Origin of the sequence: Nocardioides sp. zg-1230, from assembly GCF_013155335.1 — a bacterium.
Taxonomy (GTDB): Bacteria; Actinomycetota; Actinomycetes; order Propionibacteriales; family Nocardioidaceae; genus Nocardioides.
The window spans coordinates 273828-295033 of sequence record NZ_JABJQZ010000008.1 but is presented as its reverse complement, the minus strand read 5'-3'; the positions used below and the strand labels follow the sequence as shown (position 1 = coordinate 295033).

20 protein-coding genes and 2 tRNA genes are annotated in these 21206 nt (G+C 71.2%); 19 read left to right on the top strand and 3 right to left on the bottom strand.

The features are described 5' to 3' along the window. Nucleotides 1-32 precede the first annotated feature (32 nt). From HOO61_RS20695 to tig, 6 genes are all read left to right on the top strand, one after another. Nucleotides 33-566, top strand: coding sequence for a ribose-5-phosphate isomerase (locus HOO61_RS20695; RefSeq protein ID WP_172258977.1), 534 nt, complete (start codon nucleotides 33-35; stop codon nucleotides 564-566). Further along, a complete protein-coding gene (locus tag HOO61_RS20690) occupies nucleotides 559-1467 on the top strand; it encodes an Fpg/Nei family DNA glycosylase (protein ID WP_172258978.1) in 909 nt (302 codons plus the stop codon). The genes HOO61_RS20695 and HOO61_RS20690 overlap by 8 nt, the downstream gene beginning before the upstream one ends. Beyond that, nucleotides 1464-2519, top strand: coding sequence for a PP2C family protein-serine/threonine phosphatase (locus tag HOO61_RS20685; protein WP_172258979.1), 1056 nt, complete (start codon nucleotides 1464-1466; stop codon nucleotides 2517-2519). Before HOO61_RS20690 ends, HOO61_RS20685 begins: the two co-directional genes overlap by 4 nt. A 75-nt stretch (nucleotides 2520-2594) precedes the next feature. After that, a tRNA-Gly gene (locus HOO61_RS20680) sits at nucleotides 2595-2668 on the top strand. A 46-nt stretch (nucleotides 2669-2714) separates the two neighbouring features. Continuing rightward, nucleotides 2715-2787, top strand: a tRNA-Pro gene (locus HOO61_RS20675). Nucleotides 2788-2968: 181 nt separating this feature from the next. Beyond that, the gene (gene tig / locus HOO61_RS20670) at nucleotides 2969-4366 is read left to right on the top strand and encodes a trigger factor (RefSeq protein WP_172258980.1); all 1398 of its coding nucleotides are present in this window, start codon (nucleotides 2969-2971) and stop codon (nucleotides 4364-4366) included. 69 nt (nucleotides 4367-4435) lie between these two features. Here tig and HOO61_RS20665 read toward each other — a convergent pair whose 3' ends face one another. Then, complete coding sequence (locus HOO61_RS20665) at nucleotides 4436-4840, bottom strand: hypothetical protein (RefSeq protein WP_172258981.1); 405 nt, start codon at nucleotides 4838-4840, stop codon at nucleotides 4436-4438. Nucleotides 4841-5044: 204 nt separating this feature from the next. After that, the gene (locus HOO61_RS20660; RefSeq protein WP_172258982.1) at nucleotides 5045-6208 is read right to left on the bottom strand and encodes a phosphotransferase; all 1164 of its coding nucleotides are present in this window, start codon (nucleotides 6206-6208) and stop codon (nucleotides 5045-5047) included. A 24-nt stretch (nucleotides 6209-6232) separates the two neighbouring features. Here HOO61_RS20660 and HOO61_RS20655 point away from each other — a divergent pair, with 24 nt between their 5' ends. The 5 genes from HOO61_RS20655 to HOO61_RS20635 all read left to right on the top strand — a co-directional run bounded on the left by HOO61_RS20655 (nucleotide 6233) and on the right by HOO61_RS20635 (nucleotide 10431). After that, complete coding sequence (locus tag HOO61_RS20655; protein ID WP_172258983.1) at nucleotides 6233-6658, top strand: MarR family winged helix-turn-helix transcriptional regulator; 426 nt, start codon at nucleotides 6233-6235, stop codon at nucleotides 6656-6658. A 136-nt stretch (nucleotides 6659-6794) separates the two neighbouring features. Next, entirely contained in the window at nucleotides 6795-7382 is a 588-nt protein-coding gene (locus tag HOO61_RS20650) for an ATP-dependent Clp protease proteolytic subunit (RefSeq protein WP_299925124.1), read from the top strand. A 5-nt stretch (nucleotides 7383-7387) separates the two neighbouring features. Further along, on the top strand, nucleotides 7388-7996 hold the full coding sequence (locus HOO61_RS20645; RefSeq protein WP_172258984.1) for an ATP-dependent Clp protease proteolytic subunit: 609 nt from the start codon (nucleotides 7388-7390) through the stop codon (nucleotides 7994-7996). 169 nt (nucleotides 7997-8165) lie between these two features. After that, a complete protein-coding gene (gene clpX / locus HOO61_RS20640; protein ID WP_172258985.1) occupies nucleotides 8166-9446 on the top strand; it encodes an ATP-dependent Clp protease ATP-binding subunit ClpX in 1281 nt (426 codons plus the stop codon). Between the two features lie 121 nt (nucleotides 9447-9567). Further along, nucleotides 9568-10431, top strand: coding sequence for a hypothetical protein (locus tag HOO61_RS20635; RefSeq protein ID WP_172261474.1), 864 nt, complete (start codon nucleotides 9568-9570; stop codon nucleotides 10429-10431). Between the two features lie 95 nt (nucleotides 10432-10526). Here the strand turns inward: HOO61_RS20635 and valS are convergent, their stop codons facing one another. Further along, entirely contained in the window at nucleotides 10527-13175 is a 2649-nt protein-coding gene (valS, locus tag HOO61_RS20630) for a valine--tRNA ligase (protein ID WP_172258987.1), read from the bottom strand. 77 nt (nucleotides 13176-13252) lie between these two features. Here valS and HOO61_RS20625 point away from each other — a divergent pair, with 77 nt between their 5' ends. From HOO61_RS20625 to mrdA, 8 genes are all read left to right on the top strand, one after another. Continuing rightward, nucleotides 13253-14218, top strand: a complete 966-nt coding sequence (locus tag HOO61_RS20625) for a GNAT family N-acetyltransferase (RefSeq protein WP_172258988.1) — start codon at nucleotides 13253-13255, stop codon at nucleotides 14216-14218. Between the two features lie 12 nt (nucleotides 14219-14230). After that, nucleotides 14231-15604 (top strand): folylpolyglutamate synthase/dihydrofolate synthase family protein, encoded by a 1374-nt coding sequence (locus HOO61_RS20620; RefSeq protein WP_172258989.1) that lies wholly within the window; start codon nucleotides 14231-14233, stop codon nucleotides 15602-15604. Next, a complete protein-coding gene (locus HOO61_RS20615) occupies nucleotides 15601-15999 on the top strand; it encodes a DUF4233 domain-containing protein (RefSeq protein WP_253942384.1) in 399 nt (132 codons plus the stop codon). Before HOO61_RS20620 ends, HOO61_RS20615 begins: the two co-directional genes overlap by 4 nt. A 23-nt stretch (nucleotides 16000-16022) precedes the next feature. Continuing rightward, complete coding sequence (gene ndk, locus HOO61_RS20610) at nucleotides 16023-16451, top strand: nucleoside-diphosphate kinase (RefSeq protein ID WP_172258990.1); 429 nt, start codon at nucleotides 16023-16025, stop codon at nucleotides 16449-16451. Nucleotides 16452-16569: 118 nt separating this feature from the next. Further along, nucleotides 16570-17613 carry a rod shape-determining protein gene (locus HOO61_RS20605; protein WP_172258991.1) on the top strand — a complete coding sequence of 348 codons (1044 nt, stop codon included), beginning with the start codon at nucleotides 16570-16572 and terminating at the stop codon, nucleotides 17611-17613. After that, entirely contained in the window at nucleotides 17613-18551 is a 939-nt protein-coding gene (gene mreC / locus HOO61_RS20600; protein ID WP_172258992.1) for a rod shape-determining protein MreC, read from the top strand. Before HOO61_RS20605 ends, mreC begins: the two co-directional genes overlap by 1 nt. Next, nucleotides 18548-19060 (top strand): rod shape-determining protein MreD, encoded by a 513-nt coding sequence (gene mreD, locus HOO61_RS20595; protein ID WP_172258993.1) that lies wholly within the window; start codon nucleotides 18548-18550, stop codon nucleotides 19058-19060. Before mreC ends, mreD begins: the two co-directional genes overlap by 4 nt. Continuing rightward, complete coding sequence (gene mrdA, locus HOO61_RS20590) at nucleotides 19057-21204, top strand: penicillin-binding protein 2 (RefSeq protein WP_172258994.1); 2148 nt, start codon at nucleotides 19057-19059, stop codon at nucleotides 21202-21204. Before mreD ends, mrdA begins: the two co-directional genes overlap by 4 nt. The last annotated feature ends 2 nt before the right edge of the window (nucleotides 21205-21206 follow it).

Sequence of the window (21206 nt, the reverse complement as noted above, 5' to 3'; positions counted from 1 at the left end):
TGCCGGCGGTCCGGCTCTGCCAAACTCCTCCCATGCGTGTTCACCTGGGCTCCGACCATGCCGGCCTCGAGCTGAAGGACCACCTGATGACCTGGCTGGTGGACCACGGCTACGAGGCCGTCGACCACGGTCCGTTCGTCTACGACGCCCTCGACGACTACCCGTGCTTCTGCCTCCGGGCGGCCGAGGGGGTCGCGGCCGACCGCGCCGAGGGGCTCGACAGCCTGGGCGTCGTGATCGGCGGCTCCGGCAACGGCGAGCAGATCGCGGCCAACAAGGTCGAGGGCATCCGATGTGCCCTGGCCTGGTCGGAGGAGACGGCGGTGCTGGCCCGCGAGCACAACGACGCCAACGTCGTCTCGGTCGGCGGCCGGATGCACCCGGTGGACGACATGACCCGGTTCGTCGAGGTCTTCCTGACCACGCCCTTCTCCGGCGACGAGCGACACGTGCGTCGCATCGGCCAGCTCTCGACCTACGACGAGTCGGGCGAGCTGCCCCCGCTGCCGGAGTCGGCCCTGCGTGGTCCCGACCCGGAGACGTCCTCCGACGACGCGGATGCCTGAGGGGCACACCCTTCGCAAGCTGGCCGACGACCTGACCGCCGCCTTCGCTGGGCGGAGGGTCCGGGTGTCGTCACCGCAGGGCCGCTTCGCCGCCGACGCGGAGCAGCTCGACGGCTCGCGCGTGGTCGGTGCCGACTCCGCCGGCAAGCACCTGTTCCTCGAGCTCGAGGGTGAGCGCGTCGTGCACGTCCACCTCGGCCTGATCGGCCAGCTCGACGTGCGTACGACGCCCGCGGGCGGCGTGGTGCCCGACCCGGTCGGCGCCGTACGACTGCGTCTGGTCACGGTGGGCGACCCCGTCGACCCCCGCCCGGCGGCGTACGCCGACCTGCGTGGCGCCATCATCTGCGACCTGGTGGGTGCCGCGCGGCGCGCCGAGATCCTGGGGCGCCTCGGTCCCGACCCGCTGCGACCCGACGCCGACCCCGACCTCGCCTGGCGCCGCATCTCGGCGAGCCCTCGGGCGATCGGCGACCTGCTGATGGACCAGAAGGTGCTGGCGGGCGTCGGCAACGTCTACCGCGCCGAGGTGCTCTTCCGGCACCGCATCCACCCGCTGCGCCCGGGCAACACCCTGCGCAGCGGCCAGTGGCGGGCGATGTGGGCCGACCTCGTCGAGCTCATGGCAGAGGGCGTGCGCACCGGCAGGATCGACACGGTGCGACCCGAGCACACCCCCGAGGCGATGGGGCGCCCACCCCGCAAGGACGACCACGGGGGCGAGGTCTACGTCTACCGCCGCACCTCGCAGCCCTGCCTGGTCTGCGGGGCGACGGTGCGTACCGGTGAGCTGGTCGGACGCAACACGTTCTGGTGCCCCAAATGCCAGCCGAAGTTCCGCTCCCGGGCCGTACGATCTGCCACCAAGGGGACCGGGAGAGCAGGAGGGGCTCGGGGATGAGTTCTCCATCGCTCAACACCGCCGCGAACCGGCTCGTTCCGCGGGGGTCGCGCACCCTGGTCGCGCTCGTCGTCGCGACGGTTCTCATCGGCCTGGCCATCTGGCGCTTCGACGAGAGCCTCCCGCTGGTCAGCCTGCTCGTCCCGTTGGTGCTCTCCAGCCTGGTGCTGGGGCCGCGGCAGCTGCCGTGGTTCGTGGTCTTCGTGCTCCTGGTCCTGGCCCTGGTGGTGCCGACCCAGGAGAAGATCGACCTTCGTATCGCGCTGACCGTGGCCATCATCTTCGGCCTCGGGTTCGTAGTGCTGCTGTCGTCGTTCCGTCGCACGCGCCTCGGCGTGGCGGGCATCCAGGGCGAGATGATGTTCGTCGACCTGCGCGACCGCATCCTTCGACAGGGCGGCATCCCCGACCTGCCCGCGGAGTGGTACGCCGCCAGCGAGCTCCGGTCGGCCGGGGGCACCCCGTTCGCCGGTGACTTCGTCGTCGCCTCGCGCGTCGAGGGCCGCCTCGAGGTGGCCGTCGTCGACGTCTCCGGCAAGGGCCAGGGCGCCGGCACCCGCGCCCTGCTGCTGTGCGGCGCACTCGGCGGGCTGCTGAGCGCCCTGCCGCCCAGTGAGTTCCTCGACGGCGCCAACCGGTTCCTGCTCCAGCAGGACTGGGACGAGGGGTTCGCCACCGCGATCCACCTCTCGCTCGACCTCGCGACAGGCCACTACGACATCCGCAGCGCCGGTCATCCCCCGGCCGCCCTGCGCCACGCCGGTTCCGGTCGCTGGGAGGTGCTGGAGTCGGAGGGGCCGATCCTGGGCCTCATCGACGGGGCGAGCTTCCCCGCGGTCTCGGGGGAGATGCGCCGCGGCGATGCGCTGCTGCTCTACACCGACGGCATGGTCGAGACCCGCAACCGCGACATCGCGCTCGGCATCGACCGGATGCTCGGCCAGGCCGAGCGGCTGCTGCGCGGCGAGTTCGAGGGCGGGGCCACCCGCCTCGTCGAGGCGCTAGGGTCGCGCAACGACGACCGCGCCCTGCTGCTGGTGCACCGGCGCTGAGCCGGTTGGGGCGCACGCTCACGCGTGTGGCACCATGACACCCGCACCGGCGAGAACCACGTCGTCGGGACGCGCGCGGATGTAGCTCAATGGTAGAGCCCCAGTCTTCCAAACTGGCTACGCGGGTTCGATTCCCGTCATCCGCTCCAAGCAGGCCGCGGCGTCTCCTCCCGGAGCGCGTCGGGGCCCGTTTGGCGGGGCGTAGCGTAGTGGCTAGCGCGCCTGCTTTGGGAGCAGGAGATCGCAGGTTCGAGTCCTGTCGCCCCGACCCACCAGCCGACTCCAGCCCCACCCGTCACGCCGGCGAGGGCCACGCTTCGCGTGATTCGGCCTGTGCGCGCGCCGTCGATAGACTGGCGAGGTTTGCGGTCGCCGGGCTCCGTGCCGTGGCGATGCCGCACCTTTCCCCGTGTGGTCCACCCACAGACCTTCAGCATCAGGAGACATTTGTGAAGAGCGCCGTCGAGACCTTGAGCCCCACCCGGGCCAAGCTGACCGTCGAGGTGCCCTTCGAGGAGCTCAAGCCGAGCCTCGACGCGGCGTACCAGAAGATCGCGAAGCAGATCAACGTCCCGGGCTTCCGCCGGGGCAAGGTCCCGCCGGCGGTCATCGACCGCCAGGTCGGCCGCGGCCCGGTCCTCGACGAGGCGATCAACGCCGTCGTCCCGCAGCAGTACATGGCTGCCCTGCAGGAGCACGACCTCGAGCCGCTGGCCCAGCCGGAGATCGAGGTGACGAAGTTCGAGGACAACGAGTCCTTGGAGTTCACCGCCGAGGTCGACGTCAAGCCCGACTTCGAGCTGCCGGCCTACGACGGCCTCGAGGCCAGCGTCGAGGACGTCGAGATCAGCGACGCCGACGTCGACGAGCAGGTCGAGGCGCTGCGTGAGCGCTTCGGCACCCTCGTCCCCGTCGAGCGCGCGGCTGCCGACGGCGACTTCGTCACCATCGACCTGGTCGCGGCCAAGGACGGCGAGACCGTCGAGGGCGGCGAGGTCACCGGCATGTCCTACAAGGTCGGCCGCGGCGGCATGATCGACGGCCTCGACGAGGCCCTCGTCGGCCTCTCCGCCGGCGACGACGCGACCTTCGACTCCGAGCTCGCCGGTGGTGACCTGGTCGGCGAGCCCGTCCAGGTGACGGTCAAGGTCACGGCCGTGCAGGAGCAGCAGCTCCCCGAGTACGACGACGAGTTCGCCCAGCTCGCCTCCGAGTTCGACACGGCCGAGGAGCTCACCGCCGACGTGCGCGAGCGCCTCGGGCGCGGCAAGCGCCTCGAGCAGGCCGCCGCCGCCCGCGACGCGGTCCTCGAGGCCCTGCTGGAGAAGGTCTCCATCCCGCTGCCCGAGGTGATGGTCACCGACGAGCTCAACGCCCGTCGTCAGAACGTCGAGCAGCAGCTCGGCTTCGCCGGCATCACCATGGAGAAGTACCTCGAGGACGAGGGCCAGACCCAGGAGGAGTTCGAGGCCGACCTCGAGCGCCGGGTCCGCGACGCCGTCGCCGCCCAGTTCATCCTCGACAAGATCGCGAAGAAGGAGGAGTTCGGCATCGACCAGGCCGAGCTCTCCGAGCACCTCGTGCGGCGCGCCCAGCAGTCCGGCCAGGACCCGCAGGAGTTCGCCAACCACATGTTCGAGCACAACCACATCCCCGAGCTCGTGCAGGAGATCCTGCGCGGCAAGGCGCTGGCCACGATCGTCGAGGCGGCGACCGTGAAGGACGCCTCGGGCAACGTGGTCGAGCTCAAGAACCTGCGCCCCGACGGCACGATCGGCGCGGAGCCGGTCGAGACGAGCACCGACGAGGCTGCCGCTCCCGAGAAGGCGGAGTCCGACGAGGCCTGAGCCTCCCGCACCACGAGCACCACGACCGGCGTCCACCCTCGGGTGGGCGCCGGTCGTGTCGTTCGGGGGTCAGCTGATCGAGCCGCCGGAGGAGACGATCGTCAGGTCGTTGATCAACCACTCGTCGTCACGCTGCTCGAGCGTCGCGGTGCCGTCCCAGTGGCCCTCCGCAGCCAGTGGGTCGTCGCGCTGCACCTCGTCGCCGATCATCGGATAGCTCAGGCCGGTGCTGCGGAACTCGAAGTCGACGAGGATCTCGTCCCCGACCCACCGCATGTCGGACAGCTCGACGCTCACCTCGTCGTCGGTGATGAGCGACGGGCGGTCGCTCGTGCTGGACTCGTACGCTGCGGCCGGGTTGACGTCAGGGGACGTGAGGTAGGCCGCCTGCTTGTCGAGCCGGACGCTGAACGGGTCCTCGGCTCGCCCCTTCACCGCGAAGAAGGCCCGCACCGTCGCTTCCGCTTCGCGCATCGCTGCCGCGTCAGCGGTCCCGGACGAGACGGACGGGCTCGGTGCGGGCTCGTCCGAGGAGGACTGCGTGCCGCACGCGGTCATGCAGAGCGCCAGTGTCGCCCCGGCACAGCGTGCCGCCCGGCTGAGCCGGTGTCCCCCGTCCACCGTCCCACCCTAGGGAGGAGGACGCCGCGCGTCAGCGAAACCGCGCGTCAGCGAAACTCAGCGGTCGGTCAGCTCGAGCACGTCGAGGGCGTAGCGGGCGATCGCGGCACGCTGGCGCGACCAGTGGTCCAGCGCGGCCTCGTCGGGGTCGTCGAGCCTCTCGAGCGGCAGGCTGGGCAGGCCGTTGAACAGCATCAGGCTCACGGCGTGGGCGCGGCGGACCTCCTGCAGCGAGACGTCGAGGCCCTCGTCGGCGAGCCCGGCGGCGTACGACGCCACGCACGCGGCCGCTCGCTCGGGCAGGTCGTCGGCGTCCTGCTGCCCGATCTGGATGTCTCCCACCAGCAGCTGGGCCAGGTCGAAGCCCACCGGTTGGGGCCGCCAGAAGCCGAAGTCGATCAGCGTGAAGCCCGGGTCGCCCGCGCGGCGCAGCAGGTTGTTGGGGCAGGCGTCGCCGTGGGAGGCCAGGTGGCGGGAGGAGGCGAACTCCTGCGCCAGCACGTCGAGGTGGCGTGCTGCTGCCAGGAGGCCGTCGCGCAGGTCGCCGAAGTGCTCGGCGACGACGGGGTGGCGCCACGTGGCGTCGTCGTGCAGGCCGGGGAGCACGGTGTGGGCCAGTCGGCCGGCGACGAAGCTGTCGACGTGCCACGGCTGCGGGTCGATGCCGGCCAGCCCCGCGACCTCGGGACTGGCGGAGAGCCGGCCGAGCAGGCGCGCGGCACGGACGCTGTCGTCGGCGTCCCACGCCACGGGGTCGGCCGCGACGGCCTCCATCCAGACCACGGCGGTCTCGTCGGGACGCTCCTCGACGCGCAGCCCGCGCGGCATCGTCAGTCCCTCGGGGAGCCGTTCGCGCAGGTCGGAGGCGTAGACGAGTGGTTCAGCACGCCACGGGAGCGAGGCGGCCGCCCACTCGCCGATCTCAGGAGGTACGCCGGCGAAGGCGGGGGAGTGCCGCCAGTTGTGCACTCGCTTCACGAAGAGGGTGAACGGCGCCGGACCGTTCCCCGCGTCGGCGTGCCCGTGGACCCACGTGCGCGCGCCGGTGAGGATCGACGGGACGTCGTAGGCGACGGGCTCGGCCGTGGAGTCGAGCAGCCGTACCGACGGCAGGTCCCACAGTTCGGCGACCATCGCCTCGAGCTCGGCGCCGGTGACGTCGTCGGCCCCGAGCACCTCACGCCGGTCGACCCCGGGCAACGGCGTGAAAGTTGCTTTCATGGACAAGGAATGTAAGTTGCTTTCATGACTGGCGTCAAGAGGCTTCCGGCGGCCCGACCGCACCTGCCGATGCTGATGGGGATGGTCTTCGGACGGCTGCGCGAGCGGCTGGCCGCGGACGCGCCCGACCTGCGGCCCTCCCAGCTGCGCGTGCTGGAGTGGCTGCCGCAGGAGGGGCTGACGATCAGCGAGCTGGCCGAGTGCGCCGAGATGACCACCCAGGGGTGCGGCCAGTTCGTCCGCCAGCTCGAGGCGCTCGGCATGGTGACCGTGACCGTGGCCGACCACGACGCCCGGGCCCGCGTCGTACGCATCACCGACGCCGGCCGTGACGCCCTCGCCCGTGCCGCGGCGGTGCTGGCAGCCTGCGACGAGGCGTGGGCAGCGCAGGTGGGCCCGGAGCGGTGGCGGGTCTTCCGGGAGGTGCTGGAGGAGGTCGCCCTCGACTGAGGGTGCGGCCCTGAATCCGCTGTGGGCGAACAGGGTGGGTCAGCGCGTGGAAGTGTCCGTCCTTCCGGCTAGTGTCGCCAGCGTGAACCAGAACTCCAGCCCAGCCCTCTCGCCCGAGATGAACGGCGCCGGTGGGATGTATGGCCTCGACGACCACATCTACCAGCGCCTCCTCCGTGAGCGCATCGTCTTCCTCGGCTCGGAGGTGCGCGACCAGAACGCCAACGCGATCTGCGCGCAGCTCCTCCTGCTCTCCGCGGAGGACCCGGAGGCCGACATCTTCCTCCACATCAACAGCCCCGGCGGCTCGGTCGACGCCGGCATGGCGATCTACGACACGATGAACTACATCCCCAACGACGTGGCGACCGTGGGCATGGGCCTGGCGGCCTCGATGGGCCAGTTCCTGCTCTGCGCCGGCACCAAGGGCAAGCGCTACGCCCTGCCCCACGCGCGCATCATGATGCACCAGCCCTCCTCGGGCATGGGCGGCTCGGCGTCCGACATCAAGATCCAGGCCCAGCAGTCGTTGCACATCAAGAAGGTGCTGCTCGACCTCATCGCCGAGCACACCGGCCAGAGCGTCGAGCAGGTCGTGGCCGACGCCGACCGTGACCGGTGGTTCACCGCCGACCAGGCCGTCGACTACGGCCTCGTCGACCAGGTCATCACCAGCGCCCGCGAAGCCGCCGACGAGGGCCGCCCGGCCCGGACCAAGGACTGAATCCCATGAACTACTACATCCCGCAGTGGGAAGAGCGCACCTCCTACGGTTTCCGCCGCATCGACCCCTACGCCAAGCTGTTCGAGGAGCGCATCATCTACCTCGGCACGCCGATCAGCGACGACGTGGCCAACGCGGTCATCGCCCAGCTGATGTGCCTGGAGACGATGAACCCCGACACCGACATCAGCATCTACATCAACAGCCCCGGTGGCTCGTTCACGGCGCTGACGGCGATCTACGACACGATGAAGTTCATCAAGCCCGACGTGCAGACCGTGTGCCTGGGCCAGGCGGCCTCGGCGGCCGCGATCCTGCTCGGCGCCGGCGCCAAGGGCAAGCGGATGGCGCTGCCCAACAGCCGCATCCTGATCCACCAGCCCTACACCGAGGGCACGTTCGGCCAGACCTCCGACATCGAGATCCAGGCCAACGAGATCCTGCGCATGCGCGAGCTGCTCGAGAAGATGATCTCCGAGTCCAGCGGCAAGGACATCGAGCAGGTCAGCCGCGACATCGAGCGCGACAAGATCCTGACCGCCGAGCAGGCCGTGGAGTATGGCCTGATCGACGCGGTCATCGAGTCCCGCAAGGGCGCCCCGGCCCTCGCCTGAGGGCGTGCCGAGGCTGAGCCGAGGCTCGAAATGATGGTCGACGACATCTCGTGTCCGGCCCCCGTCCGGGGCCGGCACGGGGTACCGTCGTACGGCCCTTGGTCAAGCACGACTGTGCAAGGTGTGGAGTGCCGGAGCCCCCATCCGGCGAGACTGGAGGACACGACTCGTGGCACGTATCGGTGACGGTGGCGACCTGCTCAAGTGCAACTTCTGCGGAAAGAGCCAGAAGCAGGTCAAGAAGCTCATCGCGGGCCCCAACGTGTACATCTGCGATGAGTGCATCGAGCTGTGCAACGAGATCATCGAGGAGGAGCTCGCCGAGGGCGCCGAGGTCAGCCTCGAGGAGCTGCCCAAGCCCCGGGAGATCTTCGAGTTCCTCAACTCCTACGTGATCGGCCAGGAGCACGCGAAGAAGTCCCTCGCTGTCGCGGTCTACAACCACTACAAGCGCGTCCAGGCCGGGCTGCAGCCCGTCAGCGGCAAGGCCAAGGACGACGTCGTCGAGGTCGCCAAGTCCAACATCCTGGTCATCGGCCCCACCGGCTGCGGCAAGACCTACCTGGCGCAGACGCTCGCCCGGATGCTCAACGTCCCCTTCGCGATCGCAGACGCGACCGCGCTCACCGAGGCCGGCTACGTCGGCGAGGACGTGGAGAACATCCTCCTCAAGCTCATCCAAGCCGCCGACTACGACGTCAAGAAGGCCGAGACGGGCATCATCTACATCGACGAGATCGACAAGGTGGCCCGCAAGGCGGAGAACCCCTCGATCACACGCGACGTCTCCGGTGAGGGCGTGCAGCAGGCACTGCTCAAGATGCTTGAGGGCACGACCGCCTCGGTCCCGCCGCAGGGTGGTCGCAAGCACCCGCACCAGGAGTTCATCCAGATCGACACCACCAACATCCTCTTCATCGTGGGTGGTGCGTTCGCGGGCCTCGAGCAGATCATCGAGCAGCGCGTGGGCAAGAAGTCGCTGGGCTTCACCGCGGAGGTGCGCGGCGCGGCCGAGCGCGAGGCCGACGACCTGCTGGTCCAGGTCCGTCCCGAGGACCTCACCAAGTTCGGCCTGATCCCCGAGTTCATCGGTCGCCTGCCGCTGATCGCCAGCGTGAGCAAGCTCGACCGCGAGGCGCTCGTCCAGATCCTCACCGAGCCGCGCAACGCGCTCGTCAAGCAGTACCAGAAGCTCTTCGACCTCGACGGCGTCGAGCTCGAGTTCACCGACGACGCGATCGACTCGATCGCCGAGGCGGCCCTCGAGCGCGGCACCGGTGCCCGCGGCCTGCGGGCGATCATCGAGGAGGTCCTCCTCTACGTGATGTACGACGTCCCCTCGCGAGGCGACGTCGCGAAGGTGATCGTCACCCGCGAGGTCGTCGAGGACGACGTCGCCCCGACCCTCATCCCGCGCGAGGCCGAGGGCCGGAAGAAGAAGTCCGCCTGACCCCTGGCCCGACATGACCATGGCGATCTAGTCATTTCGGGCTATTCCGGGCCATCGACGCGGGACATGCGTCATGGCCCGGAGAGACTGGCGTCTCGTCAGCATGTGGGAAGGGGACCCCGTGGGGGTTGACCAGAAGCGGCCGCTCGTCGGCTTCGCGCTCGTCGCCGTGCTCTGCGCCGTCCTGATGTCGGTGTCGGTCAGTCGCGGATTCGGCCTCAGCGACATCGTCCGGCCCGGAAAGCCCATCGCCGCGCCGGTCGAGCGCGCCCCGCTCGAGCCGCCGGTGGCGCCCGCTGCGCCCGAGGCGCCGGCCGCCATCCCGGCCGAGCTGAGCGCCCAGCCGCTGGAGGCAGTGGTCGCCGCCGCAGCCGAGCAGGCGTCCCGCGACACGGCGTCGGAGGACACCGACGCGGCGGGCACGTCCGGTGGCTCTTCGAACGACTCCGGCACTGCTGCCGCGCAGTCCTCCGACCCCGCGTCCTCGGACGACGACGGCTCGTCGTCGGCGGACCGCGACGCCGCGAGGGAGGCCGAGAAGGCCGAGCGGGCCGCGCAGCGGGAGGCCGAGAAGGCCCAGCGTGCCGCGGAGCGGGAGGCCGCCAAGGCCCAGCGTGCCGCGCAGCGGGAGGCCGAGAAGGCCCAGCGTGCCGCGCAGCGGGAGGCCGAGAAGGCTCAGCGTGCCGCGCAGCGGGAGGCCGAGAAGGCTCAGCGTGCCGCGCAGCGGGAGGCCGAGAAGGCTCAGCGTGCCGCGCAGCGGGAGGCCGAGAAGGCTCAGCGTGCCGCGCAGCGGGAGGCCGCGAAGGCTCAGCGTGAGGCCGCCAAGGAGCAGCGGGCTGCCGAGCGGGAGGCCGCCAAGGCCCAGCGCGAGGCCGAGCGGGCAGCAGCCCAGGCCGCGCAGCAGGCGGCGCAGAACCCCGGCAACGGCAACGGCAATGGCAACGGCCCCGGCTCGAACAACGGCCACGGGAACGGCAAGGGCTGACGCCCCACCACCGCTCGGCGGTGCGGAGGAGCTCCCGGACGCACGGATCCCCCTCCCGCACCGTCCAGCAGGTGCGGGAGGGGGATCGGTCGTGCTCAGTCCTCGGTGGGCGCCAGGTCGGCGGCGGTGACCCGCAGCTCGGTGGCCGACTCGTCGGTGACGAAGTCCAGGTCACCGACGATGGTGCCGACGGCCCGTAGGTCGTCCTGCGCCTGCTGGGCGGCTTCCACCAGGGATGCCGGGCCGGTGATCTCGACGCGGGAGAGCGGGGCGCGCATCTTGGCCTTGGCCTGCGACTTGGCGCCGCGGATGCCGGTCAGCGCAGCCGCCACCGCGTCGAGGACCAGCGGCTGAGAGGCAGCAGCCGAGCCGAGGTCGGCGGCGGTGGGCCACGAGGCGTGGTGGATGGAGCCGTCCTGCCACCACGACCAGACCTCCTCGGTGGCGTAGGGCAGGAACGGCGCGAGCAGCCGGAGCTGGACGTGCAGCGCGATGGCCAGGGTGGCGCGCGCGGAGTCGGTGCCAACGCCGCCCTCGGCGTCGTACGCGCGCTCCTTGACCAGCTCGAGGTAGTCGTCGCAGAACTCCCAGAAGAACTTCTCGGTGACCTCGAGCGCGGTCGTGTAGTCGTAGGCGTCGAAGGCCTCCGTCGCCCGTCGGACCACGATCTCGAGACTGCCGAGCAGCGCGCAGTCGACCGGGTTGATGACGACGGCCGGGCTGAGCTCGGTGGCGCCGACGTTGCCGAGGACGAACTTCGAGGCGTTGAGCACCTTCATCGCCAGGCGGCGCCCGACCTTCATCTGCGACTCGTCGAAGGGGGAGTCCATGCCGGGACGGCCGATGGCGGCGCGCCAGCGGACGGCGTCGGCGCCGTACTTGTCGAGGATGTCGGTCGGGACGACGACGTTGCCCTTGGACTTCGACATCTTCTTGCGGTCGGGGTCGACGATGAAGCCGGAGATCATCGCGTGCGACCACGGCACGACCTGCTGCTCGAAGTCCGCGCGGACGACGCGGGAGAACAGCCAGGTGCGGATGATGTCGTGCGCCTGGGTGGCCAGGTCGTAGGGGAAGACGCGCGAGAACAGGTCGTCGTCGACGCCCCACTGACCCGCGATCTGCGGGGTGAGGGAGGACGTCGCCCAGGTGTCCATCACGTCGGGGTCGCCGACGAAGCCGCCGGGCTTGCCGCGCTGGTCCTCGGTGTAGCCCTCCGGCGCCTGCGTCGACGGGTCGACCGGCAGCTGCGCCTCGGTCGGCATCAGCGGGTGGTCGTGGTCGGGCTCGCCGTCGGCGTCGAGCGGGTACCAGACCGGGAACGGGATGCCGAAGAACCGCTGGCGTGAGATCAGCCAGTCGCCGTTGAGGCCGCCGACCCAGTTGTCGTAGCGGTGCTTCATGTGGGTGGGGATCCAGGTGATCTCCTCACCCCGGACCAGCATCTCCTTGCGGAGGGCCGCGTCCCTGCCGCCGTTCTTGATGTACCACTGGCGCGTGGCGATGATCTCGAGCGGCTTGTCGCCCTTCTCGTAGAAGTTCGCCATGCGCTGGGTGGCCCTGGGCTCGCCGTCGAGGTCGCCCGACTCGCGCAGCAGCGCGACGATCGCCTCGCGGGCGCTGAAGGTGGTCTTGCCGGCCATCTCGGCGTACGCCGTCGCGGCGCCCTCGGCCCCACCCGAACCAGCACTGAGCCACTCGGGCGTCTCGCGGGTGAGGCGCCCGTCGCGGCCGACGACCGTGCGGACGGGGAGGCTGAGCTCGCGCCACCACATCACGTCGGTGAGGTCGCCGAACGTGCAGCACATCGCGATGCCGGCGCCCTTGTCGGGCTCGGCCGCGTGGTGGGCGAGGACCGGGATCTCGACGCCGAAGACCGGCGAGGTGACCGTGGTCCCGAAGAGGTCCTGGTAGCGCTCGTCGTCGGGGTGGGCGATCAGCGCGACGACGCTCGGGATGAGCTCGGGACGCGTGGTCTCGATGTGGACCGGAGTGCCGTCCGGGCGGTGGAACGCGACGCGGTGGTAGGCGCCCGGGTAGTCGCGTGCCTCGAGCTCGGCCTGCGCGACGGCGGTCTGGAAGGTGACGTCCCACAGCGTCGGCGCCTCGGAGAGGTACGCCTCGCCGCGGGCGTAGTTGCGCAGGAACGCGCGCTGGCTGACGGTGCGCGAGTGGTCGCCGATGGTCGTGTAGGTCGGGTTCCACTGGACCGAGAGCCCGAGCTGGCGCCACAGCGCCTCGAACGCCTTCTCGTCCTCGACGACGAGCTGCTCGCACAGCTCGATGAAGTTGGGCCGGCTGATCGGGACCTGCTTCTTGGCGTCGGGCTTCTCCGGCGGCGTGAAGTCGGGGTCGTAGGGCAGCGTCGGGTCGCAGCGGACGCCGAAGTAGTTCTGCACGCGCCGCTCGGTCGGCAGGCCGTTGTCGTCCCAGCCGATCGGGTAGAACACGGCCTTGCCCTGCATCCGCTGGTAGCGCGCGATCAGGTCGGGGTGGCTGTAGGAGTAGACGTGGCCGACGTGCAGCGAACCGCTCACCGTGGGCGGCGGGGTGTCGATCGAGTAGACGTTCTCCCGCGGCTGCGTGCGGTCGAAGGCGTAGGTGTCCTCGTCGGCCCACCGCTGCGACCACTTGTCCTCCAGCCCCTCGAGCGCCGGACGCTCCGGTACGACGACGGCACGCTGGTCGGTGCTCGCTGTCGTCGGACCAGTGTCCGGGGCCTGGGTGCTGGGGTTCTCAGTCATGCGCCGAGTCTATTGACGGGCCTCCGGCCTGCGAAAACGAGTATCGACGCACGTGCACCGACCCCTAGCGTGACGACATGGCTCTCCCGACTGACGGCGCCTTCGCGCTCGAGTTCTTCGACGCTCCGCAGCCCTTCCTCGACGCGGCCAGTGACGTGCTCGCCGCCGACCCGGTGATGGGGAGCGTCATCGCCAGCGTCACGGAGCGGACGGCGCGCGAGCTCGCGGCCGGGCGTGGCTCCTGGGCGGAGGTCGACGCGCCGTTCGAGCGCTGGTGGGTGGTCGTGCGCGACGCCCCGGGCAGGGTCGTGAGCGCCACCATGCGGACCGCCCCCTTCCCGCCCCACCCGTCCTTCTCGATGCCCATGCCGGACGCGGCCGCCCGCCTGCTCGCCGCGGCACTCCACGAGCGCGGCGAGCTGCTCGGCGGCGCCAACGGTGCCCTCCCCGGGGCCGAGGTGCTGGCCCGCGCCACGGCCGAGCTGGCCGGGGGAGTGGTGGTCGCCGACAAGGCGACCCGCCTGTGGGAGGCCACCTCGGTCACCGTGCCGCCTGCGCCCGAGGGACGCCTGCGGCTCGCGACCGAGGACGACGCCGCCCTGGTGCTGTCCTGGTTCACCGCCTTCCACGTCGAGGCCGACGAGCAGGCCGGACGTGAGCCCGACCCCGCCTCGGGTGAGCACAACACGCTCGACAGCGTGCTGGTCCGCATCCGGGAGGGTGTCGAGTGGCTGTGGGAGCTGCCCGACGGCACGATCGCCCACCTGACGGGCGCGGGCCTGCCGTCGTACGGCGTCTCCCGCATCGGTCCGGTCTTCACGCCCCGAGAGTTCCGCGGGCGCGGGATCGCGTCGTACGTCGTCGGCGAGCTGACGCGGCGCGGCCTGGCTGCGGGCCACCGGATGTGCCTGTTCACCGACCGGGCCAACCCCACCTCCAACAAGATCTACGCGGCGCTGGGCTACGAGCCGACGGTGGACATGGCCGAGCACGTCGTCCGGGTGCCCGGCGACGAGTCGTCGCAGGGTGCAGCGGGTCAATAGACTCGGAGGGCGATGACTGACGCCCACGACACTGCCCCCGACGCCCCCCGCCTCGCCGAGACCTTCGCCGAGGTCGAGGACGCGCTGCTGTCGCGCTGGCCGGAGACCAGGCTGGAGCCCAGCCTCGACCGGATCGAGGCCTTCACCGAGCTGCTCGGTGAGCCGCAGCACTCCTTCCCCTCGATCCACCTGACCGGCACCAACGGCAAGACCAGCACCAGCCGGATGATCGAGACCCTGCTGCGCGCCCTCGACCTCCGCACCGGCCGCTTCACCTCCCCGCACCTCGAGCGGATGAGCGAGCGGATCAGCATCGACGGCGAGCCGCTGGACGACGAGGCGTTCGTGCGCGCCTTCAACGACGTCGCCCCATACACCCATCTCGTCGACGCCGAGCAGGACCACCCCCTCAGCTTCTTCGAGACGATCGTCGCCATGGCCTTCGCCGCCTTCGCCGATGCGCCCGTCGACGTGGCCGTGGTCGAGGTCGGCATGGGCGGCAGCTGGGACGCCACCAACGTCATCGACGCCGACGTCGCCGTGGTGCTGCCCGTCGCCGTCGACCACGCCAAGTACCTCGGCGAGGACGCGGTGACCATCGCGGCCGAGAAGGCCGGGATCATCAAGGCCGGCTCCGTCGCCGTGCTGGCCGAGCAGACGCCCGAGGTCGCCGCCGTGCTCCTCGAGCGCGCGGCCGAGGTCGGCGCGACGATCGCGCGCGAGGGCATCGAGTTCGGTGTCGCCTCGCGCACCCCCGCAGTCGGCGGACAGGTCGTCTCCCTGCAGGGCCTGCGCGCCCGGTACGACGACGTGTTCCTGCCGCTCTACGGAGCCCACCAGGCCCAGAACGCCGCCGTGGCGCTCGCCGCTGTCGAGGCGTTCGCCGGGACCGGCGTCCTCGACGACGAGGTGGTGCGCGCTGCGTTCGCCGAGGTCACCTCGCCCGGCCGGCTCGAGATCATCCGGCGCAGCCCGACCGTGCTGCTCGACGCCGCGCACAACCCGCACGGCGCGGAGGCCGTCGCGGCCGCGCTCGAGGACTCCTTCTCGTTCAGCCCGCTGGTCGGGGTCCTGGGCGTGATGGAGGACAAGGACCACGAAGGCCTGCTGGCGGCGTTCGAGCCCCACCTCGCGCACGTGGTGTGCACCCAGAACTCCACCCCGCGCTCGATGTCCGCCGCGGCCATCGGGCGAGCCGCTGCCGAGATCTTCGGCGAGGACCGCGTCAGCGTCGTCCCCGACCTCGCCGACGCGATCGACCGGGCCGCGACCCTGGCCGAGGCAGGGGAGGCGATCGATGTCTCGATCGGCGCCGGCGCGGTGCTCGTCACCGGGTCGGTCGTCACCGTGGGCGAGGCCCGCTCCCTGCTGAAGGGACGCCGATGAGCGAGGAGACCCCCGACCCGGTGCCGACCAACACCGAGCGCTCGCCGCGGCGCGGGATGGCCGCCGCCGTCCTGAGCCTCGAGGCGATCACCCTCGGCCTGACCACGCCCGTGATGATCACCATCGCCGACGTCCCGGCCGGCACGGCCGTGACCGTCGGTCTCGGCCTCGCGGTCGTGTGCCTCCTGCTGGCCGGGATGCTGCGGGCCGAGTGGGCCTACCTCGCCGGCTACGTCGTGCAGGTCGCGGCCATCGCCCTGGGCTTCGTCGTCCCCGTCATGTTCGGCCTCGGAGCCGTCTTCGCCGCGCTCTGGACGGCCGCGGACCTCCTCGGCCGGAAGATCGAGCGCGAGCGCGCCGCCGCGTGGGCGGCGTACCGCGCGGAACAGGGCTGAGCCTCCTCGCTAGGCTGCCCCGCATGACCGACGTCCAGCGTTCCCTCGTCCTCGTCAAGCCCGACGGCGTGCGCCGCGGCCTCTCGGGCGAGGTCCTGCGCCGGATCGAGGCCAAGGGCTACACGCTCGCGGCCGTCGAGCTGCGCACCGCGACCCCGGAGATCCTCGCCGCGCACTACGCCGAGCACGAGGGCAAGCCGTTCTACGGCCCGCTCGTGGAGTTCATGCTGTCGGGCCCCGTGCTCGCGGTGGTGATCGAGGGCGAGCGCTGCATCGAGGGCTTCCGCTCGCTCGCCGGCGCCACCGACCCGACCGTGGCCGCCCCCGGCACCATCCGCGGTGACCTCGGCCGCGACTGGGGCGTGGCCGTCCAGCAGAACCTCGTGCACGGCTCGGACTCCGAGGCCTCCGCCGCCCGCGAGATCGGGATCTGGTTCAGCGACCTGGCCTGACGCCAGCCGCGTGTCCTCCCGGGAAGACCCGCTCCCGCTCCTTAACCTGAGCGTGGGTCGGCAGCCTCGCCGTCCCCTCTTCCCGAGTACGACCCGACCTGCAAGGGCAGCAGCGGCAATGGCACTGAATGGCACAACAGGGGGCTTCATCGGCCGCGACATGGCCGTCGACCTCGGCACCGCCAACACGCTCGTCTACGTCCGCGGCCGGGGCGTCGTGCTCGACGAGCCGTCCGTCGTGGCGATGAACACCACCACCGGCGAGGTGCTGGCGGTGGGCCACGAGGCCAAGCGGATGATCGGTCGCACACCCGACACCATCGCTGCCATCCGCCCGCTCAAGGACGGCGTGATCGCCGACTTCGAGGCGACCGAGCAGATGCTGCGCTACTTCATCCACCAGGTGCACCGCCGCCGCTACTTCGCCAAGCCGCGCATGGTGATCTGCGTGCCGAGCGGCATCACGGCCGTCGAGCAGCGCGCGGTCAAGGAGGCCGGCTACCAGGCCGGCGCCCGCAAGGTCTACATCGTCGAGGAGCCGATGGCGGCCGCGATCGGCGCCGGGCTGCCCGTCCACGAGGCCACCGGCAACATGGTCGTCGACGTGGGCGGCGGCACCACCGAGGTCGCGGTCATCAGCCTGGGCGGCATCGTCACGAGCCTGTCGGTGCGCACCGCCGGCGACGACCTCGACCAGGCGATCATCGCGTGGATGAAGAAGGAGTACTCCCTCATGCTGGGGGAGCGCACCGCCGAGGAGATGAAGATGACCCTCGGCTCCGCCTTCCCGCTGCCCAGCGAGCCCGACGCCGAGATCCGCGGGCGCGACATGGTCTCCGGCCTGCCGCGCACCGTGGTCGTCTCCAGCTCCGAGCTGCGCCAGGCGCTCGAGGAGCCGCTGCACAGCATCATCGACGCCGTCCGCACCACCCTCGACCAGACGCCGCCCGAGCTCGCCGGCGACATCATGGATCGCGGCATCGTCCTCACCGGTGGCGGCGCGATGCTGCGCGGCCTCGACGAGCGGCTGCGCCACGAGACCGGCATGCCCGTCCACGTCGCGGAGGACCCGCTGTCCTCGGTGGCCTACGGCGCCGGTAAGTGCGTGGAGGAGTTCGAGGCGCTCCAGCAGGTCCTGGTCTCCGACCCGAGGCGCTTCTGATGGGGGCCTTCGGGGGGCACGAGGGTCGCGAGCGGCGCTGGACCGGCCTCGACCGGCTCGAGTCGCGCAACCGCCCGCCGCGCTCGCTGCTGGTGGCGCTCGTCCTGGCCAGCGTCACGCTCATCACCCTCGACGTGTCCGGCGGGGCCAGCTCGCCGATCGAGCCGGCGCGACGCGTGGTGGGGGAGGCCTTCGGTCCCGCCGAGACCGGCGTCGCCGCAGCCGTGCGCCCCTTCACCGCCGTGCCCGCGTGGTTCCGCAGCAAGGGCGACCTCGCCGACCAGGTGCGGGACCTCGAGGCCAGCAACGCCGAGCTCAAGGGCCAGGTCGAGCTGGCCGGCTTCGACCGCAACCGCCTCGAGCAGTACGACGGACTCACCACGGCCGCGGAGGACCTGGGGTCGGCCCTCGTCCCGGCCCGCGTGGTCGCGCTGGGCTCGCGCCAGTCGCAGAGCTTCACGGTCACCATCGACGCCGGCTCGGAGGCCGGCGTCGGTCCCGACATGACGGTCGTCAACAACGACGGCCTCGTCGGCCGGGTGCTGCGGGTCACCCGCACCACCGCCACCGTGCTGCTCGTCATCGACCCCGACTCGACCGTCGGCGGTCGCGTCGGGTCGAGCATGGAGATCGGGTTCGTCACCGGCAGCGGGTCGCTCGACCAGGAGTCGGGCCTCGACCTGCGCCTCGTCGACGACGCGTCGGTGCCCGCTCGCGACGACACCGTCGTGACGTGGGGCAGCACGACCGGCCCCTACGCCCCGGGCGTGCCCATCGGCACCATCACCGAGGTCTACAGCTCGCTGCGCGAGGCCTCCCAGCGCGCGGTGGTGAAGCCCTTCGTGGACTTCTCCGCCCTCGACGTCGTCGGCGTGATGGTCCCGAGCGGCGTTCGGAGCGACCGCGCCCTGGTCGAGGCCGACGGGAGCCTGCGATGAGCTACCTCCGCTGGCTGGCCGCCCTCGCCGCGGTCGTCGTGGCGCTCGTCGTGCAGGTCACCCTCTTCCCGCACGTCGCGTGGCACGGCATCGTCCCCAACCTCTGCCTGCTGGTCGTGGTCGCGGCGGCACTGACCGTCGAGGCGCCGTTCGCCCTGGTCCTGGGCTTCGCGGCCGGGCTCACCCTCGACCTCGCGCCACCGGCCGACCACGTGGCCGGTCGCTGGGCGCTCGCACTGACGGTGGTGGCGTTCCTCGCCGCCCGGGTGCGCCAGGACCAGAAGCCGACCGCGCTCGCCGTGGTCGGCACCGTCGCCGCGGCGTCGTTCGTGGCGACGTCGTTGTTCGCGCTCTCGGGCGTGCTGCTCCAGGACCCCGCCATGTCGGTCGCCGGGCTGCTCGAGGTGGTCCTGGTCGCTGTCGCGTGGGACGTGCTGCTCACCCCGTTCGTGCTCCCGCCGCTGATGAAGCTCTTCACGCGCCTCAGCCCGCAGTGGGCCGCCTCGTGAGGCCTGCCACCCGGGGCAGGGGCGACCGGAGCCGCCTGCGGCTGGTGGTGGTGCAGGCCCTCGTCTTCTCGCTCTTCGCGACCCTGTTCGTCCGGCTCTACTACCTCCAGGTCATCGGCGGCGAGTCCTACCAGGCGCAGGCCGCCGACCAGTCCGTGCGCGACATCGTCGTCCAGCCCCAGCGCGGGCTGATCGTCGACAACCAGGGCCGACCGCTCGTGGCCAACCGCACCTCGTGGGTCATCTCGATGGATCGCACGCTCCTCGGCAAGCTGGAGGAGCGCCAGCGCACCGAGCTGGTCCGGCGCGTCTCCGTGGTCGTCGACGCCCAGCCGGCCGACGTCGAGGCCCGCCTCGTGACGTGCGGCGACCCCGGAAGCGTGCGCGACGTGTGCTGGAACGGCTCGCCCTACCAGCCGGTGCCGGTGGCCACCGACGTACCGAAGAGCGTCGCCCTGCAGGTGCTCGAGCAGCCGGAGGACTACCCCGGCGTGCTGGCCGAGCAGCAGAACGTCCGCTCCTACCCGCGACCCTTCGGCATCAACCTCGCCCACGTGCTGGGCTACCTCAGCCCGGTCACCGAGGAGGAGTACGACCTCGCGGCGGAGCGCGACGACCGCTCCCTCAACGGCGCGTCCGTCGTCGGCCGTGCCGGGGTGGAGAAGCAGTACGACGAGTGGCTGCGCGGCCTGCCCGGATACCGCCGCGTCGCGGTGGACTCCATGGGCCGCGTCCTTGGCGACGACTCGCTCGTCGACAGCACGCCCGGCGACACGCTCGTCACCTCGATCGACGCCAAGGTGCAGTCGGTCGTCGAGCGCCAGCTGGCCGAGCGGATCGCCTTCCAGCGCACGCAGCTCGACACGGTGACCGGCCGCAAGTACGTCGCCGACTCCGGCGCCGCCGTCGTCCTCGACGCCAAGACCGGACGGGTGGTCGCGATGGCCAGCCAGCCGACGTACGACCCCGACGTGTGGACCGGTGGCATCAGCCAGGAGCAGCTCAAGAGGCTCTACTCCGAGAAGGCCGGCACGCCGCTGCTCTCGCGCGCGACCCAGGGCCAGTTCGCCCCCGGGTCGACGTGGAAGCCGTTCATGACGGCCGGCGCGCTGACCAACGGCTACTCGATGGACACTGCGCTGCCGTGCTCCTCGGGCTTCCAGGTCGGCAACCGGGTGTTCAAGAACTACGAGTCCGGCGCCTACGGCAGCATCGGCTTCGCCAAGGCGCTCGAGGTCTCCTGCAACACCTTCTTCTACCGCATCGGCTACGACTTCTGGCAGCGCTTCGGAAGCGACCCGGCCGACATCGACGCCAAGGACCCGCTGGTCGAGGAGGCCAAGGACTTCGGCTTCGGCTCCCGCACCGGCATCGACCTGCCCGGTGAGGCGCCCGGCCGGATCGCCGACCGCCATTGGAAGCAGGCCTACTACGAGTCACAGAAGGACTACTACTGCGAGCTCAGCGCCAAGCCGCAGACCGACGACACGAGCGACTTCGTCTACAAGTTCGCCCGCGAGTTCTGCCTCGAGGGCAACCTCTACCGCGCCGGCGACGCCGTGAACTTCTCCATCGGCCAGGGCGACACGATCGTCACGCCGCTCCAGCTCGCCCGCGGCTACGCCGCGCTGAGCAACGGCGGCACCCTCTGGGCGCCGACCGTCGCCAAGGCGATCGTCAGCCCCGAGGGCAAGGTGCTGCGCCGCATCGCCCCACGCAAGGTCGGCGAGGTCGACGTCCCGAAGAAGTACCTCGACTACATCGACGGCGCCCTGGAGAACGTCTCCCGGGTGGGCACGATGGCCTGGAAGCTCGTCGGCTTCCCCATCGACGACGTCACCATCCGCGCCAAGACCGGCTCCGCGGAGGTCTACGGCAAGCAGTCGACCGGCTGGGTCGCGTCCTACTCGAAGGACTACGTCGTGGTCATGATGATCAGCCAGGGCGGCACCGGGTCGGGCTCCACCGGCGAGGGCATCCGCGCGATCTGGGAGGCGCTCTACGGCGTCGAGGGCGAGACCGTGCGTCCGGCACGCGCCGCCATCCCGGGCACCGTGCCGCCGGCCAGGCTGCCGCAGTTCCTCGAGGACGGGTCGATCATGCCGCCCGTCCCCGGCACGGCAGCAGACAAGGGAGGGGAGTGAGC

Excerpts from the sequence above, each read along its gene's own strand:
- HOO61_RS20695 (WP_172258977.1), top strand. The coding sequence starts at position 33 with ATGCGTGTTCACCTGGGCTCCGACCATGCCGGCCTCGAGCTGAAGGAC.
- HOO61_RS20690 (WP_172258978.1), top strand. The coding sequence starts at position 559 with ATGCCTGAGGGGCACACCCTTCGCAAGCTGGCCGACGACCTGACCGCC.
- HOO61_RS20685 (WP_172258979.1), top strand. The coding sequence starts at position 1,464 with ATGAGTTCTCCATCGCTCAACACCGCCGCGAACCGGCTCGTTCCGCGG.
- HOO61_RS20665 (WP_172258981.1), bottom strand. The coding sequence starts at position 4,840 with ATGCGCGAAGCGGAAGCGACGGTGCGGGCCTTCTTCGCGGTGAAGGGG.
- HOO61_RS20660 (WP_172258982.1), bottom strand. The coding sequence starts at position 6,208 with ATGAAAGCAACTTTCACGCCGTTGCCCGGGGTCGACCGGCGTGAGGTG.
- HOO61_RS20655 (WP_172258983.1), top strand. The coding sequence starts at position 6,233 with ATGACTGGCGTCAAGAGGCTTCCGGCGGCCCGACCGCACCTGCCGATG.
- HOO61_RS20650 (WP_299925124.1), top strand. The coding sequence starts at position 6,795 with ATGTATGGCCTCGACGACCACATCTACCAGCGCCTCCTCCGTGAGCGC.
- HOO61_RS20645 (WP_172258984.1), top strand. The coding sequence starts at position 7,388 with ATGAACTACTACATCCCGCAGTGGGAAGAGCGCACCTCCTACGGTTTC.
- valS (WP_172258987.1), bottom strand. The coding sequence starts at position 13,175 with ATGACTGAGAACCCCAGCACCCAGGCCCCGGACACTGGTCCGACGACA.
- HOO61_RS20625 (WP_172258988.1), top strand. The coding sequence starts at position 13,253 with ATGGCTCTCCCGACTGACGGCGCCTTCGCGCTCGAGTTCTTCGACGCT.
- HOO61_RS20620 (WP_172258989.1), top strand. The coding sequence starts at position 14,231 with ATGACTGACGCCCACGACACTGCCCCCGACGCCCCCCGCCTCGCCGAG.
- HOO61_RS20615 (WP_253942384.1), top strand. The coding sequence starts at position 15,601 with ATGAGCGAGGAGACCCCCGACCCGGTGCCGACCAACACCGAGCGCTCG.
- ndk (WP_172258990.1), top strand. The coding sequence starts at position 16,023 with ATGACCGACGTCCAGCGTTCCCTCGTCCTCGTCAAGCCCGACGGCGTG.
- HOO61_RS20605 (WP_172258991.1), top strand. The coding sequence starts at position 16,570 with ATGGCACTGAATGGCACAACAGGGGGCTTCATCGGCCGCGACATGGCC.
- mreC (WP_172258992.1), top strand. The coding sequence starts at position 17,613 with ATGGGGGCCTTCGGGGGGCACGAGGGTCGCGAGCGGCGCTGGACCGGC.
- mreD (WP_172258993.1), top strand. The coding sequence starts at position 18,548 with ATGAGCTACCTCCGCTGGCTGGCCGCCCTCGCCGCGGTCGTCGTGGCG.